17 protein-coding genes are annotated in these 17,764 nt (G+C 62.8%); 7 read left to right on the plus strand and 10 right to left on the minus strand.

What is annotated here, in order from left to right:
- The first annotated feature begins 240 nt into the window (after nucleotides 1-240).
- Both NAP1_RS12325 and NAP1_RS12330 read left to right on the plus strand, forming a co-directional pair.
- Nucleotides 241-987, plus strand: coding sequence for an electron transfer flavoprotein subunit beta/FixA family protein (locus NAP1_RS12325; protein WP_007165639.1), 747 nt, complete (start codon nucleotides 241-243; stop codon nucleotides 985-987).
- Nucleotides 988-1,017: 30 nt separating this feature from the next.
- Nucleotides 1,018-1,950 carry an electron transfer flavoprotein subunit alpha/FixB family protein gene (locus tag NAP1_RS12330; RefSeq protein WP_007165640.1) on the plus strand — a complete coding sequence of 311 codons (933 nt, stop codon included), beginning with the start codon at nucleotides 1,018-1,020 and terminating at the stop codon, nucleotides 1,948-1,950.
- Nucleotides 1,951-2,094: 144 nt separating this feature from the next.
- Here the strand turns inward: NAP1_RS12330 and NAP1_RS12335 are convergent, their stop codons facing one another.
- The 7 genes from NAP1_RS12335 to NAP1_RS12365 form a co-directional block, all read right to left on the minus strand.
- Nucleotides 2,095-2,586, minus strand: a complete 492-nt coding sequence (locus NAP1_RS12335) for a hypothetical protein (protein ID WP_007165641.1) — start codon at nucleotides 2,584-2,586, stop codon at nucleotides 2,095-2,097.
- A 70-nt stretch (nucleotides 2,587-2,656) separates the two neighbouring features.
- A complete protein-coding gene (locus NAP1_RS12340; protein WP_007165642.1) occupies nucleotides 2,657-3,922 on the minus strand; it encodes a DUF445 domain-containing protein in 1,266 nt (421 codons plus the stop codon).
- Between the two features lie 90 nt (nucleotides 3,923-4,012).
- Nucleotides 4,013-7,516: an efflux RND transporter permease subunit gene (locus tag NAP1_RS12345; RefSeq protein WP_007165643.1), complete on the minus strand. Its 3,504-nt coding sequence runs from the start codon at nucleotides 7,514-7,516 to the stop codon at nucleotides 4,013-4,015.
- 82 nt (nucleotides 7,517-7,598) lie between these two features.
- The gene (locus tag NAP1_RS12350) at nucleotides 7,599-8,798 is read right to left on the minus strand and encodes an efflux RND transporter periplasmic adaptor subunit (protein WP_007165644.1); all 1,200 of its coding nucleotides are present in this window, start codon (nucleotides 8,796-8,798) and stop codon (nucleotides 7,599-7,601) included.
- A gap of 234 nt (nucleotides 8,799-9,032) precedes the next feature.
- The gene (locus tag NAP1_RS12355) at nucleotides 9,033-9,299 is read right to left on the minus strand and encodes a GlsB/YeaQ/YmgE family stress response membrane protein (RefSeq protein WP_007165645.1); all 267 of its coding nucleotides are present in this window, start codon (nucleotides 9,297-9,299) and stop codon (nucleotides 9,033-9,035) included.
- 118 nt (nucleotides 9,300-9,417) lie between these two features.
- Nucleotides 9,418-9,717, minus strand: coding sequence for a DUF1153 domain-containing protein (locus NAP1_RS12360; RefSeq protein ID WP_007165646.1), 300 nt, complete (start codon nucleotides 9,715-9,717; stop codon nucleotides 9,418-9,420).
- Nucleotides 9,717-10,115: a hypothetical protein gene (locus NAP1_RS12365; RefSeq protein WP_007165647.1), complete on the minus strand. Its 399-nt coding sequence runs from the start codon at nucleotides 10,113-10,115 to the stop codon at nucleotides 9,717-9,719. The genes NAP1_RS12360 and NAP1_RS12365 overlap by 1 nt, the downstream gene beginning before the upstream one ends.
- Before the next feature lie 156 nt (nucleotides 10,116-10,271).
- Here NAP1_RS12365 and mnmA point away from each other — a divergent pair, with 156 nt between their 5' ends.
- Nucleotides 10,272-11,444 (plus strand): tRNA 2-thiouridine(34) synthase MnmA, encoded by a 1,173-nt coding sequence (mnmA, locus tag NAP1_RS12370; RefSeq protein WP_007165648.1) that lies wholly within the window; start codon nucleotides 10,272-10,274, stop codon nucleotides 11,442-11,444.
- A 3-nt stretch (nucleotides 11,445-11,447) separates the two neighbouring features.
- Here the strand turns inward: mnmA and NAP1_RS12375 are convergent, their stop codons facing one another.
- The gene (locus NAP1_RS12375) at nucleotides 11,448-11,807 is read right to left on the minus strand and encodes a hypothetical protein (RefSeq protein ID WP_007165649.1); all 360 of its coding nucleotides are present in this window, start codon (nucleotides 11,805-11,807) and stop codon (nucleotides 11,448-11,450) included.
- A gap of 36 nt (nucleotides 11,808-11,843) precedes the next feature.
- Between NAP1_RS12375 and NAP1_RS12380 the strand changes: the two genes are divergently transcribed.
- Complete coding sequence (locus NAP1_RS12380) at nucleotides 11,844-12,980, plus strand: serine hydrolase (RefSeq protein WP_007165650.1); 1,137 nt, start codon at nucleotides 11,844-11,846, stop codon at nucleotides 12,978-12,980.
- Between the two features lie 97 nt (nucleotides 12,981-13,077).
- Here the strand turns inward: NAP1_RS12380 and NAP1_RS12385 are convergent, their stop codons facing one another.
- Both NAP1_RS12385 and pdxH read right to left on the minus strand, forming a co-directional pair.
- On the minus strand, nucleotides 13,078-13,884 hold the full coding sequence (locus NAP1_RS12385; protein WP_007165651.1) for a PhzF family phenazine biosynthesis protein: 807 nt from the start codon (nucleotides 13,882-13,884) through the stop codon (nucleotides 13,078-13,080).
- A 7-nt stretch (nucleotides 13,885-13,891) separates the two neighbouring features.
- Nucleotides 13,892-14,545, minus strand: a complete 654-nt coding sequence (gene pdxH / locus NAP1_RS12390) for a pyridoxamine 5'-phosphate oxidase (protein WP_007165652.1) — start codon at nucleotides 14,543-14,545, stop codon at nucleotides 13,892-13,894.
- Between the two features lie 234 nt (nucleotides 14,546-14,779).
- Between pdxH and NAP1_RS12395 the strand changes: the two genes are divergently transcribed.
- The 3 genes from NAP1_RS12395 to fabI are packed head-to-tail and all read left to right on the plus strand — an operon-like array spanning nucleotide 14,780 to nucleotide 17,744.
- Complete coding sequence (locus NAP1_RS12395) at nucleotides 14,780-15,775, plus strand: DnaJ C-terminal domain-containing protein (RefSeq protein ID WP_007165653.1); 996 nt, start codon at nucleotides 14,780-14,782, stop codon at nucleotides 15,773-15,775.
- Between the two features lie 35 nt (nucleotides 15,776-15,810).
- Nucleotides 15,811-16,908 (plus strand): YihY/virulence factor BrkB family protein, encoded by a 1,098-nt coding sequence (locus NAP1_RS12400; RefSeq protein ID WP_007165654.1) that lies wholly within the window; start codon nucleotides 15,811-15,813, stop codon nucleotides 16,906-16,908.
- 23 nt (nucleotides 16,909-16,931) lie between these two features.
- Complete coding sequence (fabI, locus tag NAP1_RS12405; RefSeq protein ID WP_007165655.1) at nucleotides 16,932-17,744, plus strand: enoyl-ACP reductase FabI; 813 nt, start codon at nucleotides 16,932-16,934, stop codon at nucleotides 17,742-17,744.
- The last annotated feature ends 20 nt before the right edge of the window (nucleotides 17,745-17,764 follow it).

Genomic DNA, 17,764 nt, shown 5'->3' on the forward strand with positions numbered 1-17,764 from the left:
ACTCTCTCCTCGCGATTACCCTCCCCCTGATGCAACTCGAAAGCAAGCAGCATCAAATAGGAGGTTGACGCAGGTAAGACGGAGCGCGAGACCCCAATTCGACACAAGGAACGAAAAAGATTTGATGGGCCCCTTGCTTGACGTTTACGTAAACGCAAGCTAGCTCGGCGCCATCGAATTCGCACAGCCAAATCCGCACACCGATCCGAAGTGAGCGGACAAAGGGAAGGAACAAGACCCATGAAAATCCTCGTCCCCGTCAAGCGGGTGATCGACTACAACGTGAAGCCGCGCGTGAAGCCCGATGGCTCCGGCGTAGACCTCGCGAACGTCAAGATGAGCATGAACCCGTTTGACGAGATCGCAGTCGAAGAAGCGATCCGGATCAAGGAAGCGGGCAAGGCCGAGGAAATCGTGGCTGTCTCGATCGGCCCGGCAAAGGCGCAGGAAACGCTGCGCACCGCGCTCGCCATGGGTGCTGACCGCGCGATCCTCGTTGAGACCGATGAAGAGGTCGAGCCGCTCGCCGTTGCCAAGATCCTCAAGGCCATCGCTGACGAAGAACAGCCAGGCCTCGTGCTCCTCGGCAAGCAGTCGATCAGCGACGACAGCAACCAGACCGGCCAGATGCTCGCAGCTCTCATGGGTCGCCCGCAGGGTACCTTTGCGAACACCGTCGAAGTCGACGGCGACAGCGTCATCGTGAAGCGTGAGGTCGACGGCGGCCTTGAAACGGTCAAGCTGACCACGCCAGCGATCGTCACCACCGATCTTCGCCTGAACGAGCCGCGTTACGCTTCGCTGCCGAACATCATGAAAGCGAAGAAGAAGCCGCTCGATACGAAGTCGCCTGCCGACTACGGCGTCGACATCGCACCGCGCCTTACCACCACCAATGTCAGCGAACCGCCGGTTCGTCAGGCCGGTGAAAAGGTCGAAGACGTCGCCGCGCTCGTCGCCAAGATCAAGGAGCTGGGGATCGCTTAAGCGGCCCGGCTAAGGAGAAGGATAGACACAATGAACACTCTGGTTCTGGTCGAACACGACAACACTTCCGTCAACGACGCGACGCTCGCGGTGGTTACCGCTGCGGGCAAGCTCGGCGAAGTCACCGCTCTGGTCGCTGGCAGCAACTGCGCTGGCGCTGCCGAAGCTGCTGCCAAGATCGCTGGCGTATCGAAGGTCCTCAAGGCCGACGACGCAGCCTACGGCGAAGGCCTTGCTGAAAACGTCGCTCCGCTGGTGGCTGGCATCATGGAAGGCTACGACGCGTTCCTCGCGCCCGCGACCACTTCGGGAAAGAACATCGCCCCGCGCGTTGCTGCTCTGCTCGATGTGATGCAGATTTCGGACATTCTCTCGGTCGAAGGCCCCAAGACCTTCACTCGTCCGATTTACGCAGGCAACGCGATCGCCACTGTCGAATCGAGCGATCCCAAGCTCGTCATCACCGTTCGCGGTACGGCTTTCGAAAAGGCTGCCGCTGAAGGTGGTTCGGCTTCGGTCGAAGACGTCGCAGGTCCGGGCGATGCTGGCATCTCCAGCTTCGTTAGCCGCGAAGTCGCCGATGGCGGCGACCGCCCCGAACTGACCAGCGCAAAGGTCATCGTTTCGGGTGGCCGCGCTCTCAAGGACGGCGAGACCTTCGAACAGATCATCAACCCGCTCGCCGACAAGCTTGGCGCAGCCATCGGTGCATCGCGCGCTGCGGTCGATGCAGGCTACGTGCCGAACGATTACCAGGTTGGCCAGACCGGCAAGATCGTTGCTCCCGAAGTCTACATCGCCATCGGCATCTCGGGCGCGATCCAGCACCTTGCCGGCATGAAGGACTCCAAGGTCATCATCGCCATCAACAAGGACGAAGACGCACCTATCTTCCAGGTTGCAGACATCGGCCTCGTCGCCGACCTGTTCAACGCTGTTCCGGAGGTGACCGAGGCGCTTTAATCCTCACCTTCTGAAAAACTGAAGTTTATCAAAGCCCTCCGCCGCGCTAACACGCTCGGTGGAGGGTTTTTTCATGAATCGCCAACTCCGCCATCTGACTTTCAACCTCTGCTAAAGCTCATGTGTCAGCCGGGCGCGCGATGCCTATGGCGAGCCGATCGATTCCTTCGTCGAATACAAGCAGTCGTTCTCGTTCCGCTGAGGTGCTTGTTTCGCAGGCCTTGGCTTTGCGCGCAGCGGGTCCGGGCCGACGCTGTGCGAGGCCAGCCTTGCGGCGTAAACCAACGCATCAGTCAGACGGCTTTCCATCATCGCGGTGCAGCAGGACCGGCAATCGTGTTCATCCTCCGCGCTTATGGGTCGCGACGCGATCTCGGAGAGCAGTGTGAAACACCTGACCTGATCCTCCTCGGCGAGATAAGGGGATGCCCCTTTCTCGATGAGCGAGAAGTACAGCTCTTCCCGCGGGTTTCGCGACGACCTGTCAGTTTTTGCGTCCTCGATCTGTGCGATGACCATTGCACCTGCGTTCACGATCAGAGTGCATGGCCCGTCAGCTGTGACGAGGGCGCCATTGATCACCGCCTGGTGGCCGCTGCCAAGGTCAATCCGTTCTGGAGCGCGAGTGTGCATCATGTCAGTTACAACGGACCAGGAGCCATGAAGTTGCTCCGCATCAACCCTCAACGCAGTTCTACGGGGCGGGTCACATGAGGCTTGTGATGAAGTGCAGCGTCATCCCGACGAGCCCACCGACCAGCGTACCATTGATGCGAATGAACTGAAGGTCGCGGCCCACTGCGCTTTCGATACGTCCGGTGATGGTCGTTGCATCCCAGCGTTTCACCGTCTCTGAAACGAGAGTGACGATCTCGCCGCCATAGCGCGTCGCGATGCCAACCAGTGTCCGGCGAGCGAAGCGATTGATCTGGAGCTGCAGTCGATGGTCCTGCTTGAGCGCTGCACCAAGATCGGCAAGCCCGTTGCGCATCTCCGCACCCAGCTCGCTGTCAGGATCGCGCGCCCGTCGGATGAGGGATTGGCGGATACGCTCCCAGACGCCCAGCCACCACTCAGCCACAGCCGGATTTTCGAGCAGGTCGCGCTTCATATCCTCGACCCGCGCGCGGGTTTCGAAATCGTGCTGAAGGTCCTGAGCCAGCTTTTCGAGGCCCTCTTCCATCTTGCCACGAAGCGGGTGCTCGGGATCGACCAGCACTTCTGCCAAGAGCTTGTAGAGGCCATCGAGAACATTGCCCGAGATCGTCTTGTCGAGCCCGGCCCAGCGAAGGACACCGGCGACCCGGTTGTGAATGATGTCGCGGACCGTGTCCTCGTTGTCCTCAAGCGTCAGGCCGGCCCAGCGGATCAGCCCGTTGATGAGCGGCAAGTGACGATTGTCGGTCATCGCATTTTCAAGCATCCGCCCGGCGAGCGGGGAGACATCAAGCTTCGCCAATTGCGCTCCAAGTCCCGAGCGCACCTGATTGCCGAGCCTGTCAGGATCAAGCGATTCGAGCACTTCGGCGAGCAGTTCCGCAGCGCCGCCGGTGATGCGCGAGCGCGTGTCCTCACCGTTGCGGTCAGGGCTCTCGACCAGAAAATCCCCGACCGCGCGCGCGACGTTCATCCCCGCCATGCGCCTTGCGACCACGGCGGGCGTCAGGAAGTTCTCCTGAAGGAACTGCGCCATCGTATCGGCGATGCGGTCCTTGTTGGACGGGATGATCGCGGTGTGCGGGATCGGCAAGCCGAGCGGGTGGCGGAACAGCGCAGTTACCGCGAACCAGTCGGCCAGGCCGCCCACCATCGCCGCCTCGGCAAAGGCGTTGACGTAGCCCCAGGCCGGGTGACCCGTGACTGCCAACGCGTGGGTCGAGAAGAACAGCACGGCCATTGCCGCCAGCAACCCGGTCGCGGTCCAGCGCATCCGGCGCGCGCGGTCGGCGGTCAGCGGTTCTCCGCCGAACATCAAGGGTATAGGGCGCGGTGTGCTTGCCATTTCGGCGCCTACTAGCCTGAAAGAGCGCGGCGCGCCACGCCCTCCCTGCATGCTGTGCGATTACTCAGCAGGCTCGGCTCCCGGACGGTGCTGGCCGGGGAACGGCAGGTCGGGCTTGGGAGCGCCGTGTTCGCCGCGAACAGGCTGACCGTCGTCGCCGGGTTTGTAGGTGAGCAGACGCTCACGAAGCCAGGGCCCGGCACGCCGCTCGAACCCGTCTGCAAGGCTGAAGCCTGCCGGGACGATGACCAGAGTGAGAAGCGTCGACATGATGAGGCCGCCAATCACGACCACGCCCATTGGCTGACGCCAGGCGCCATCGCCGCTTAGTGAGATAGCGACCGGGACCATCCCTGCGGTCATGGCGACAGTGGTCATAACGATCGGCTGCGCACGCTTGTGCCCTGCTTCCATGATCGCTTCGAGCTTGTCGGTGCCTCGCTCCATCTCTTCGATTGCAAAGTCGATCAGCAGGATCGAGTTTTTCGAGACGATGCCAAGCAGCAGCAGGATACCGATATAGACCGGCATCGACTGCGCGAAGCCCGACAGCCACACCAGCAGGATGCCTCCGAGCGGTGCGAGCGCCAGCGACGTCATGTTGACGAGCGGGCTCATCAGACGCTTGTAGAGCAGGACCAGGCAGGCAAAGACCAGCAGGACGCCGGCGATGATGGCGATGACGAGGTTCTGCTGGAGCTCCTGCTGCCAGACATCTTCGCCAACGACATCGCGGATCACGCCGGTCGGCAGGTTCTGCAGGACCGGCAGCTGGTCGACCTCGGCCTGCGCCTCGCCCTTGATCACGCCGGAGGCGAGGTCGGCGCCAACCAGAACGCGGCGGTTCTGGTTGTAGCGCTGGATCGCGGTCGGGCCTGAGCCGAATGAGATTTCAGCCACACGCGAGAGCGGGACGGTTCCGCCATTCGCGGTCGGGACAGGCAGGTTCTCAATCGTGGTCAACTCGCCGCGCGCATCCTCGGACAACTTCACGCGGATCGGGATCTGGCGATCCGATAGCGAGAAGCGCGCCGCGTTCTGCTCGATCTCACCCAGGGTCGCGATGCGAATCGTCTGCGAGAGCGCGATCGTGCTTACACCCAGTTCGGCGGCGATCTGTTCGCGCGGTGTGATGATGATCTCGGGCCGGTTGAGGTCGGCGCTGATCCGCGGTGCGACCAGCGTATCCAGCCCGCGCATCTGTTCAACGAGGGTCGCAGCCGTCTGTTCGAGCAATTCGGGGTCGGATCCGGCAAGCATGACGGTGAGGTCGCGACCCGAGCCAAAGCCGCCGCTTTGCGAGCGGAAACGCACGCGGGCATCGGCGATCTGGGCGAGTTGCGGTGCGAGGTTTCGCTCAAACTCGATCGAGGAGAGCTCACGGTCATCTCTCAACTTGATGAAGATGGTCGAATTGCCGACGCGAATGCGCTGCAAGGTGCGCTCGACATCGGGCTGTTCGCGCAGCAGCGCGTCAACGCGGTCGGACACGCCCTTTGTCGTGGCGAGCGTCGTACCGGGGACCATTTCGATCTCAACCGTCGAGTTTTCGTCGTCGATAGTTGGCTGGAAGGCTGCCGGGATCTGGCCGAACAGCAGGATGGTCACGAGGAACGAGAACCAACCCACGCCAAGCATCCACACGCGGTGATCATAAAAGCGCGCTGCCATCCATTTGACGCCCCGGCCGAACGCGCCGCCGACCCTTCCGAGAAGCTCGACCAGCTTGAGCGCTGCAAAGCCGGCCACGAAAGCGAGCACCGACATGAACAGCACGAGGACGACTTCGAAGACCTTCGCGACGAACTTGTAGAGTGTCGAGTTCATATCGTCCGAGAACGCCTCGGCAGCTCGCGTTGGGATCTCAAGTCCTGCGATAAGGCCGTAGCCCTGGAACAAGGTCACTGCGCTGACGACCAGCAGCAGCATTACGGTCAGGAACAGTGCGATTGAATACACCCAGCGGTTGCGCGGGCTTTCCAGCGCTTCGCGGCGGTTGCGCATCTTGCCCCGATCAAGCGTCCAGCCGAGCACCGCCATGTAGCGGTCCATCATCGGTCCCTCGCCATGTGCGCCGTGGCCCTTCGCCTTAAGAAAGTAGGCCGCCATAAGCGGCGTCACCATTCGGGCGACAGCCAGCGACATGAGCACCGCGACCACGACGGTCAGGCCGAAGTTCTGGAAGAATTGCCCCGAAATGCCAGGCATCAGGCCCACAGGCAGGAAGACAGCCACGATACAGAAGCTGGTGGCCACAACCGGCAGACCAATCTCGTCGGCGGCGTCGATACTCGCCTGATAGGCAGTTTTGCCCATGCGCATGTGGCGCACGATGTTCTCGATCTCCACGATCGCGTCATCGACCAACACGCCCGCCACCAGCGCAAGCGCAAGGAGCGAGAGGAAGTTCAGGTTGAAACCCATCAGGTCCATGAAGAAGAACGTCGGGATCGCTGAAAGCGGGATCGCAACTGCGCTGATGAAGGTGGCGCGCCAATCGCGAAGGAACAGGAACACGACCACGATCGCCAGAACAGCGCCTTCGATCAGCGCCGAGATCGAGCTCTTGTACTGGTCCTCTGTGTATTTGGTGCTGGTGAACATGCGGATGAAGCGGACGCCGGCGGTCTCCGCCTCGATCTTGTCCATTTCGGCAACGGCGGCTTCGTATACGGCAAGGTCCGAGAAGCCGCGTCCGCGGTTCATGTAGAAGTTCACGACTTCGCGGTCGCCCACCTCGCTGATCGAGCTGCGCTCACCGAATCCATCGCGGACCGTTGCAACATCGGAAAGCCGCACTGTGCGCCCGCCGCCAAGCTGGATCTGGCGCTGCGAGAGTTCGAATGCGCTGTCATTGTTGCCAAGGACGCGCAGCGACTGACGCGTGCCACCGACTTCGGCGAGGCCGCCAGCAGCATCGAGGTTTTCGCTGCGCAGAACGCCGTTGATCTGCGATGCGGTGACGCCGAGCGCCTGCATCTTGGCAGGGTCCAGAATAACCTCGATTTCGCGATCGACACCGCCGAAGCGGCCAACCTCGGCCATGCCTTCGATCTGGAGCAGACGCTTTGCGACCGTGTCGTCGATGAACCAGCTGAGTTCCTCGATCGTCATGTCGTCGGCTTCAACCGCGACATAGCCGATCGCGTCGCCGGTCACGTCGACCTTGCCGATGCGCGGCTCGAGAATGCCGTCAGGCAGGCTGGCGCGCACGCCATTGACCGCCGTCTCGACCTCGTTGACCGCCTCGATGATGTCCGTTCCGACTTCGAATTCGACGAATGTGCTCGAGTTACCCTCGCTCGCGGTCGACTGGATCGAGTTGACGCCGTTGATCGACCGCAGCGCGCTTTCGACGCGCTGCGTGATCTGGTTTTCGATCTCGGTCGGTGCAGCGCCGGGCTGCGAGATGTTGACCGTGACCGCCGGGAATTCGACGTCCGGGTTGTTGGTAACATCCATGCGGCTGAAGCTGACGATACCGGCAAGGAGCAGCGCGGTGAACAGCACGAGCGGGATCACCGGGTTGCGGATCGACCAGGCCGAGAGATTGCGAAAGTTCATATCGTTTCTGCCAGTTCAGCTGCATGCGGGGCCGCGCCATGACCCTTCGAAAGAGTTACGAAAGGAGGAGCGGCGCGGCTTATCATTCTACTTCGCCGTCCTTGCGCGGTTTGACGATTTCGCCCGGGTTGAGGAACCCGCCAGCGCTCAGCACCACTCGTTCGGTGCCCGAAAGGCCTTCGGTGATGGCGATCCCCTGGGGCGTGGTCATTCCGGTTGTCACGGGAGTGCGCACGGCCTTGTTCTCTTCGTCGATAACGTAGACGAAGCTGCCCTCGTCATCAGCGAGCACCGCGCTTTGTGGAAGCACCGTCGCTTCGAGCGTTCCGCTCTGGATGCTCGCCGTCGCAAATCCGCCGGGACGCAGTTCAGGAGCGTAAGGCAATGCAATGCGCGCAGTGCCCTGACGGGTCTGCTGGTCGATCGTGGGTGAAAGCTGCCAGATCTGCCCTTCGAAAGTCTTGTCCGACCCGGTCGGGACGACGCTGGCCTTCACGCCTTGCGAGAGGCCTGCAAGCTGGGTTTCGCTCAATTGTGCGAGAAGCTCGAACTCACCGCCGCGCGCGATAACGAACAGCGCCGGAGTGCCGCCGGACACGGTCTGGCCGGGCTCGACATTGCGCTCAAGCACGTAGCCGGTCGCCGGGGCGATCACGTTGAGGCGGGCGTTGCGCGCGCGCAGCTCTGAAAGCTGAGCTTCTGCGACCTTGATGCGGGCCACCGCCGAATCGCGGGTGGCAGTCAGGCGGTCGATCTCGGCCTGCGAGATGAAGCCGCGCTCCACTAGCTGAAGTGCACGGTCGAGGTTGGACTGGGCGAGCTGCGCATCGGCGCGGGCGACATCGATCTGGGCTGCCTGCGCCGCTGCCTGCTGTGTCTGAACCGAGCGGTCGATCACGGCGAGCACCTGCCCCTGGCGCACCCAATCACCTGCATCGACTCGCACCGACAGGACCTGGCCGCCCTCACCCACGACACCCACCGGCATCGGGCGACGTGCAGCCAGAGTTCCGGGCGCTTCTATAGTGCCGTCGACGCTTGTACGGCCGGGAGTGATCACGGTGACCACCGGTGCCTGCTCATTGTCGTCCGCCATCGCGGCAGGCTCGCCGCCCTGAAGAGCGAAATAGGCCGCGATCGCAAGCAACAAGGCGAAAAGGCCGCCCCCTGCAATCAGCAGAGTGCGGGTCAGCGAATTGGACCGGTTGAGACCATGCCGGGTCGCGACATCGGCGGGGATGTCGTCCTGTGCCTCGGCTGTGATCGTGGTCGCGTAGTTCATTATACTTCCCTTATGCGGGTGGCTTTTGTGGCCGGTTCAACGGGCCCAAGTGTGTTATACGTATAAGTCACCCTTCGCAATCCCTCTTAATCAAGGGCGAGCGAAGGGCAATCCGTGCATCGACTGATGACTTTGAGCCTAGACGAAGGGCCTAGCGCGGCAAGCGACATGAGAAAGGCGGCGCGACATCTCTGTCGCACCGCCTTTCCGATACTCTATAACGTCGTCAGGGCTTTAGCGCACCCGGCCACGCTGGATGAGGTTCATCACGCCCAGCAGGACAACCGCGCCGAGGACGGCGACGCCCAATCCGACCAGCGAAAATTCCTGCACGCTGCCGCTGATACCCAGCAGCGGGCCAGCGATCAGGTTGCCGACAACCGAGCCGATGCAGCCCACGACGATATTCCAGAAGATGCCCATCGAGGCATCGCGGTTCATGACAAGGCTCGCCAGCCAACCGGCAACACCGCCGACGATAAGTGCAATAATCCAACCCATATTCTTCCTCCTTGAAGCCCAGCCATTGCTATAGACGCAATGGCTCTTGCCACTCAAACAAGAAGCGGTCGGGATTGTTCCGGATTGTAGAGATCGGGCGTCAGGCGAGCGCCGCGCGTCAGTACTTGAGCTGGCGCTCGTAGAGGTCGCGATAGTGCTGGATGCGGGTCACACGAAGACCTTGCATACCTGAACGGTCCACCGCGCGCTGCCACGAGGCGAATTCCTCAAGCGTGAGGCCGTAGCGCTCAAGCACTTCGTCAATCGTCAACAGGCCGCCATTCACCGCTGCGACCACTTCCGCCTTGCGGCGAACGACCCAGCGTTTGGTGTTGGGCGAAGGCAGGTCGTCGATCGTCAACGGCTCGCCGAGGGGGCCAATCACCTGTGCCGGGCGGATGTCCTGGTTCTCAATCATCAATCTTCTCTCGCATCGCCTGTTGCAGCTTGCCCCGGATTTACTTGGTCTTGGTCTTCAAGCCCCTGATATGCCGGAACCCCCTGACTTTCGGGGACAATGCCGGGCGAGCCTTTGCTGTGCTCTAAAGCAACAGGGTTAACGTCTCGTTCCCCCTCTTCCTTAGTGCGAAAATAGCGAGCCGCAGCGTCGGCAAAGCAGTTCGCCGAGGCCTCGATGCTGCGTGACGCATCGCGCCTGAGGACATGGCGAATATCGCGCGCAGCGTTGAGCCGGGCGGTCAGTTCGCTCCAGTCCATCATGCGCAAGGCCGAGCCGCCACCGGCGGATACTTCCGCTTGGCCCTGCACGAATCGGTCTTCGCTTGCATGTTGAATTGGCTGTGCATTTTCGAACATGCGGGCGGCTATAAGGGCCGGTCGTCAAGATCAGGTAAAACCCGCCTTTACCAATGCTTAGGAAGAACGCAGATGCTCTGAGCAAGCAGTCAGACCCCACCCGCGACCAGCGAGGCTGGCGATCCGGCGCGCTTGCCCCTATATGGCGCGCCAATCATGAACACCCAGACTGCCCTTGAAACGACCGGCCCGTTCGGGCTGGACACCGCCGCCCTGTTCGACCTGCCGCGCCCTGCGTCCGAGTGCCGGATCGTGGTCGCGATGAGCGGCGGGGTCGATTCGTCCGTGGTTGCCGCGCTTGCCGCCGACACCGGAGCGGAAGTGATCGGCATCACGCTGCAGCTCTATGATTATGGAGCCGCGACGGGTCGCAAGGGTGCGTGCTGCGCTGGCGACGACATCGCCGATGCGCGCGCTGTTTCAGACCGGCTTGGCATCGCGCATTATGTCTTCGACCATGAAAGCGCCTTTCGCGAGGACGTGGTCGAGCAGTTCGCCGACGAATATCTCGCCGGACGCACGCCGGTGCCCTGCATCCGCTGCAATATGGGCCCCAAGTTCACCGACCTGTTCCGCATGGCGCGCGAGCTTGGCGCGGATTGCCTGGCGACCGGGCACTATGTCCGCCGGGTCGAGGCCGAAGGCGGGCCGCACCTCTACCGCGCCAACGATCCGAGCCGCGACCAGTCCTACTTCCTTTATGCAACGACGCAGGAGCAGCTCGACTTCATCCGCTTTCCGCTTGGCGGACTGCCGAAGACCAAGGTGCGCGAGCTCGCCGAGGCCGCTGGCCTTCGCAACGCGGCAAAGCCCGACAGTCAGGACATCTGCTTCGTGCCCGACGGCAACTATGCCGGCATCGTCAAGAAGCTGCGCCCCGAAGGCGGCGTACCCGGCGCTATCGTCCATGCCGCGACCGGCGAGACGCTGGGCGACCACAAAGGCATCATCCATTACACGGTCGGCCAGCGCAAAGGCCTCGAGATCGGCGGCCAGCCCGAACCGCTCTACGTCATCTCGCTAGACGCCGAATCGCGTGAGGTCCGCGTGGGCCCCAAGCGCATGCTCGGTGTCGAGAGTGCTGAAGTGATCGAGACCAACCGCATCGGCGCGATCCCTGATGGAGCGCAGCTGACCGCTAAGGTCCGCAGCCTCGCAAAGCCTGTTCCGGTAACGCTCGAGGGCGATCTGGGCGATGGCGCGACAGTGACGCTGCACTTCGAGCAGCCAGAGTTCGGCGTTGCACCGGGCCAGGCGGCGGTGATCTATGCCGATGATCGTGTGATCGGCGGCGGCTGGATTAATGCGACGACCTCGGTCGCGTCTTAAGCGTTAGCCTTCCCACTCTTCCAGCACGCAGCCGTATCCCTCGCGATAGGTGGCGGTGTTGGCTGTTACTAGAGGGAAGCTCGCGGTAACGCTGCGCGCATCGGCATCGTCGCTGAGCGAGACGAGTTCCATGCCAGCAAGCTTGTCCTTCTCGCAGTCCTCTAGGCTGCGCCCGGCAACAAAGCGGCACGAACACGCGACCCGCGCGGCATAGGACGTGCCGACCTTGGCATAGCCTTCGATGGGTGCGCGATTGGCCCACACAGCCGCAGCCACCCCGATCGCGGCCAGCACGAGCAGCCAGAGGATTAGGCGCGATGCGAGCGAGCGCTTGGCTCCTGAATTTGGCCTGCGATTTGCCATTGCTTTGTCCGGACCCTTGTTCGATTGAGCGTGACCATGATCACGCGTTTCGCTTCCTCTATCGCCGCCATCGCCTGCATTCCAGTGCTCGTTTCGTGTGGCGAGGGTCCGCCATCCGAGTTGCCTCCGCTGACGGGCGAAGCACTTGCCGCCGTCACCGACAATGCGGGCGCTCCGAAGGATCAGCTGGCCCGCGCAGTGGACGAGCTTTTCACCAAGGAGGGGCTTGGCGAAACGCGCGCGGTGCTGGTCTATGCCGATGGCAAGCTGGCGGCCGAGCGTTATGCCGATGGCTATGACGAGGAGACCCGCCACATCAGCTGGTCGATGGCGAAGACCGTCACTGCCGTGCTGATCGGGATGTTGGTGGCCGATGGCCTCCTCAGCGTCGATGAGCCTGCACCTGTCCCAATGTGGCAGCGCAGCGGCGATCCGCGCTCGGACATCACGCTGCGCCACCTCCTCCAGATGCGCGCCGGTTTGCGCCACACCGAGGCGGGCGATCCGCCCTATGAGAGCTCGGAAGTGCGGATGCTGTTCCTCGACGGGCGCGACGATATGGCCCGCTGGGCGAAGGAGCAGCCGCTCGAAGCGGAGCCGGGCGAACGGTTCGAGTATTCGTCCAACACCACCGTCATCCTCGCTGACATCGCGGCGCGCGCTCTGACCGACAGCGAAGAGCCCGCCGCGCGGCGCGAGGCGGTCGCGTCCTACCTGCAGCAGCGTCTGTTCGCCCCGCTCGGAATGTCCTCCATCGTGCCCGAATTCGATGCCTCGGGTACGCTCATCGGTGGCAGCCTGATGCACGCATCGGCGCGCGATTATGCGGCCTTTGGCGAGTTCCTGCGCGCTGGCGGGCAGGCGCCGAGCGGTGAGCAGCTCGTCCCGCGCCGCTGGGTAGAGGCGATGCTCACGCCGAGCCCGGTGTCCGAGCATTACGGCTACCAGATCTGGCTCAACCGGCCCGAACCCGACCTCGAATGGCCGCACCCGTTGTTCCCCGACCGCGCACCGACGAGCATGTTTTCGCTCATCGGTCATATGGGTCAGTACGTGCTGGTCTCGCCCGACCAGCGCCTGACTCTCGTTCGCCTCGGCCACTCGACCAGCGAAGAGCGCCCGCGGATGCTCCAGGAAGCCGCCGACGTGATGGCGCTCTACCCCGTGCGCTGACGCGCGGCGCATCCCATCCGGGATGCGAAGTCCTCGCTCATACGACCTAAAGCTCGCGTCGCTGCGGGCGCGCGGTCGCTTCGCGACCGAACCCGTTTCACAACAGGAAGCGGCCTTCCACCACGGTCACGCAAGGCCCGCCAAGCCATGCCCGGTCGCCGTCCAGCCTGAGCGTCAGATCTCCGCCGCGCTCGCTTGCCTGATGCGCGGTGAAGGCATCGCGGCCCAGTTTCGCCGCCCAGTAGGGCGTGAGCGCTGCGTGGGCAGAGCCGGTAACGCTGTCCTCATCGACACCGCCGCCCGGTACGAAGACGCGGCTCGCAATGTCGCTGTTATCGCCGGGCGCGGTGGCGATGAACTGGTCTGCGCCCAGCCTCTCCAGCCCGCGAATGTCAGGGGTAAGCGCGCGCACTTCGGCTTCATCACGGTAGAGCATGATGTTGTAGCCAAGCTCTGATCGGTGAATGCTCTGCGGCTCGGCCCCCATCAGCGCCGAGGCCTGCGGATGCTCTGCCGGTTCGGTTGCGATTGCTGGCAGCGCGAGCGCATAGCCCTCGCCATCGCGCCGCACTTCGAGGACGCCGGACTTGCGCGTGCGGAAGGTCACGCGATCCCTGCCCTTCCCCCATTCATGATGGGTGAGCAGCACATGCCCGCTCGCCAGCGTCGCATGGCCGCACAGCGCGATCTCGCAAGTCGGGGTGCACCAGCGCAGCTCCCAGTCGGCCTCTCCGCTTGCATCGGGAATGACGAAGGCTGTCTCGGCGAACAGGTTCTCACCGCCAATCGCGACGAGCGTTTCGTCCGGCAGCCATTCGTCCATCACCATGACGGCCGCCTGATTACCGCCAAACGGCTTCGCGCTGAAGGCATCGACGTGCCAGTAAGGGATCGATTGGGTCATAGAAGTCTCACGGATAGAGGAGGGTGTCGGTCCATTTGAGCGCATCGCCGGCGCCCTGAAGGGTGAACTGGCGGCGGTCGTGCAAGCGGTTATCGCGGTCGATCCAGAACTCGATCGCCTCCGGGCGCAACGTGAAGCCGGTCCAATGATCGGGACGAGGCACCTCGCCTTCCTGTTCGTGCTTGCCCCACAGCTCCTGCACCCGGTCGAGATAGTCCTGACGCTCTGGCAAAGGGCTCGACTGGTCGCTCGCTGCACTGCCGACCTGGCTCTTGTAGGGGCGCGAGTGGAAGTAGGCATCGGCGCGTTCCGGCGTCACCTCGACCAAAGGCCCTTCGATCCGGATCTGGCGGCGCAGGCTCTTCCAGTGGAACAGCAGGCTGGCGTGCATGTTGGCGCGAATCTCGCCGCCCTTGCGGCTGTTGGCGTTGGTGAAGAAGGTGAAGCCGCGCTCATCCGCGCCGTGCCCTTTCAGGAGCACCATGCGCACCGAGGGCCTGCCATCGGGCGTCGCGGTTGCAAGCGCCATGGCGTTGGGATCGTTGGGCTCGCTTTCCCTGGCCTCGGCAAACCACTCATCGAACAAGGCATAGGGGTCCGCGCCTGCGGGGATGACACTGTCGGCCAATTGCGCGTCGTTGAGCGCTTCGGAGGTTCCCATTGATTTCAACACCTTACTTGAGAAGTGGACCGCATGTTACACGGTCCAGAGGGAAAAGCCGCAAAGTGTTACTTTGGCTGCGAAAAGTGTCACCTTGGCGCGGCTTGCAATATGATCGGGCGATCGACATTTAACTTCAGCTATCTACGTTCTCGCGAGTAGGAAAGACGAACATCTTTCCCGATTCCAAGCTGCCGCTTGCACCTTCCAACTGTCTGACCTAGCTAACACACGATGTCCGACCCTTATTCCACCCTTGGCGTGGCGCGCACTGCGTCCGAAAAAGAGATCAAGAGCGCGTATCGCAAGCTCGCCAAGGAATTCCACCCCGACCGAAACAAGGAAAATCCGAAAGCCGCCGAGAAGTTTTCTCAGGCGACCAAGGCCTATGACCTGCTTTCGGACAAGGACAAGCGCGCGCAGTTTGATCGAGGAGAAATCGACGCGGACGGCAACCCGATGAACCCGTTTGCGGGCATGGGCGGCTCTCGCAGCGGCGGCTTTTCGCGCGGCGCTTATGGAGGGGGCGGCCCACGCGGCGGCTATCGCGACCAGGAATTCGGCGGCTTCGGCACAGAGGACATGGACCTTGGCGACCTGTTCGAAGGGCTCTTCGGAACACGCGCGCGCCAGAATGACCCGCCACCCCGGCGCGGTGGCTTCGGCGCTCGGCCGACACCTCCGCCCAAACGGGGCGCGGACATTCAATACCGGCTGGCGGTTCCCTTCGTCGATGCGGCGACGGGCCGCGATCAGCGGATCACGCTGGCCGATGGCAAGGCGATCAGCCTAAAACTGCCAGCCGGTGTAGAAGACGGAACGCAGATGCGTCTCAAGGGCAAGGGCCACGACGGCCCGGGCGGCAAGGGCGACGGGATCGTCATGGTCGAGATCGGCCCGCATCCCTTTTTCCGCCGCGATGGCGACCATATTCGCATGGACTTGCCGATCACGCTCGACGAGGCGGTCAACGGCGGCAAGGTCAAATGCCCGACGGTCGATGGTCCGGTGATGCTGACGTTGAAGCCGGGAGCAAATGGCGGCACGGTGATGCGTCTGTCTGGCAAGGGCTGGACCAAGAAAAGCGGCAAGGCAAAGGATGGCGGACCGGCGCGCGGCGACCAGCTGGTCACGCTCGAGATCCAGATGCCAGAGGATCTGGACGGGTTGAAGGATCGTCTCGGCGACTGGACCGATCCGGCCAAACCGCGCGAGAAATTCGGGCTCTGAGAGCCTAGAGGGCGAAAGGCGAAGCATTCGTGACGATGCGCCCAGAGCAATTGCAGGTCTATGACGACCCGTGGAGCGGGCCGGAAGTCCGCTCGCTCTCGCCCGAGGCGCGCCGCGTCCGCGCGCTCGAACGACAGGCTTTCTTCTCCGATCCGGGTGAACCGGCGCCTCGCCAGCCGGGCGTCTTCTGGTTCATCCTCCACCATGTGGGGCCCGGAACGCGCATCTACGAAACGGTGCGTCGCACGCTGGTTGGGACGTGGCAGGACGGCTTCATTCACGCGGGCAATCTCGCCTATCTTTCGATGCTGGCGATCTTCCCGTTCTTCATCCTCGGCGCTGCCCTGTTCGAGCTGTTTGGCGGGCGCGATCTCGCCGTTTCAATGGTGCAGACGGTCGTGGCGGGCCTGCCGCCCAGCGCGGCCAAGGTGATTGCGCCGGTTGCAGAGGACGTCGTCTATGCGCGGACCGGCTGGCTCTTGTGGTTCGGTGCAGCGGTTGCGCTGTGGACCGTTTCGAGCCTGATCGAATCGATCCGCGACATCCTGCGCCGCGCATATGGCACACGCGCGCGCCATTCCTTCGTGCGATATCGCCTGCTGTCTGCCGGGATCATCCTTGGCGCGGTGGTGGTGCTGATGGCCTCGCTATTTGCGCAGGTCATGATCGGGACCGCGCAGGTCGTCATCATGGAGCGCTTTCCGCAATTGCTCGAAGCGCTCGGCACCTTGCGGCTGTCGCGGGTCGTTCCCGCTGCGGGCCTGATGCTCTCGCTCTATCTGCTGTTTTACACGCTGACGCCGACTGAATACCGCGCGAAGGTCTATCCAAAGTGGCCCGGCGCTCTATTCACCGCCGTCTGGTGGTTTGGCGTTACTATCGCGCTGCCGCCGATCATGCGCAGTTTTTTCACTTACGATCTCACCTATGGCAGCATGGCGGGGATCATCATTGCACTGTTCTTTTTCTGGCTCGTTGGCCTCGGCCTCGTTATCGGGGCAGAATTGAATGCGGCGCTGGCTGAACCGGAAAAGGACAGCTCGATCGTGCCGGCCGATGCAGCAAGGCCCGATGCGGGTGCGCAAATCGGCGCCGGGCTTGCGAAGACAGGCGCGCACGGAGGGCCCGAGTAAGGGCGACAAAAGGGAGTACACAGATGTCGGGTCAAGGGCTGATGCAGGGCAAACGCGGGCTGATCATGGGGCTTGCGAATGACAAGTCGCTCGCCTGGGGCATTGCCAAACAGCTCGCCAAACAAGGCGCCGAGCTGGCTTTCACCTATCAGGGCGAAGCCTTGCTCAAGCGCGTGAAGCCGCTCGCCGAACAGTTAGGAAGCGACATTACGATTCCGTGCGATGTGTCGGAGATGGCCTCGCTCGACTCGGCGTTCGACACGCTGAAGGAGCACTGGGACGGCCTCGACTTCGTCGTCCACGCCATCGGCTTTTCCGACAAGAACGAGCTGCGCGGCAAATATGTCGATACCAGCCTCGACAACTTCCTGATGACGATGAACATTTCGGCCTATTCGCTGGTCGCGGTGACCAAGCGCGCGGCCGAGATGATGCCAGAAAGCGGCGGATCGATCCTGACGCTGACCTATTACGGCGCGGAAAAGGTCATGCCGCACTACAACGTCATGGGCGTGGCGAAAGCGGCGCTGGAGACGAGCGTGCGTTACCTCGCCAACGATCTCGGCTCCTCGGGCATCCGCGTAAACGCGATCAGCGCAGGGCCGGTGAAGACGCTTGCGGCGAGCGGGATCGGCGACTTCCGCTATATCCTCAAGTGGAACGAACTCAACGCACCGCTTCGCCGCAACATCACGCTGGACGACGTGGGCGGCGCAGGCCTGTATCTCCTCTCCGACCTGTCATCGGGCGTGACGGGAGAAGTTCATCACGTCGATGCAGGCTATCACCTCGTCGGCATGAAGCAGGTCGACGCACCCGACATCGCCGTATCCTGAGCGTATAAGGAACGACGCGC

It is taken from the genome of Erythrobacter sp. NAP1, assembly GCF_000152865.1.
In the GTDB taxonomy this organism is placed as follows: domain Bacteria; phylum Pseudomonadota; class Alphaproteobacteria; order Sphingomonadales; family Sphingomonadaceae; genus Erythrobacter.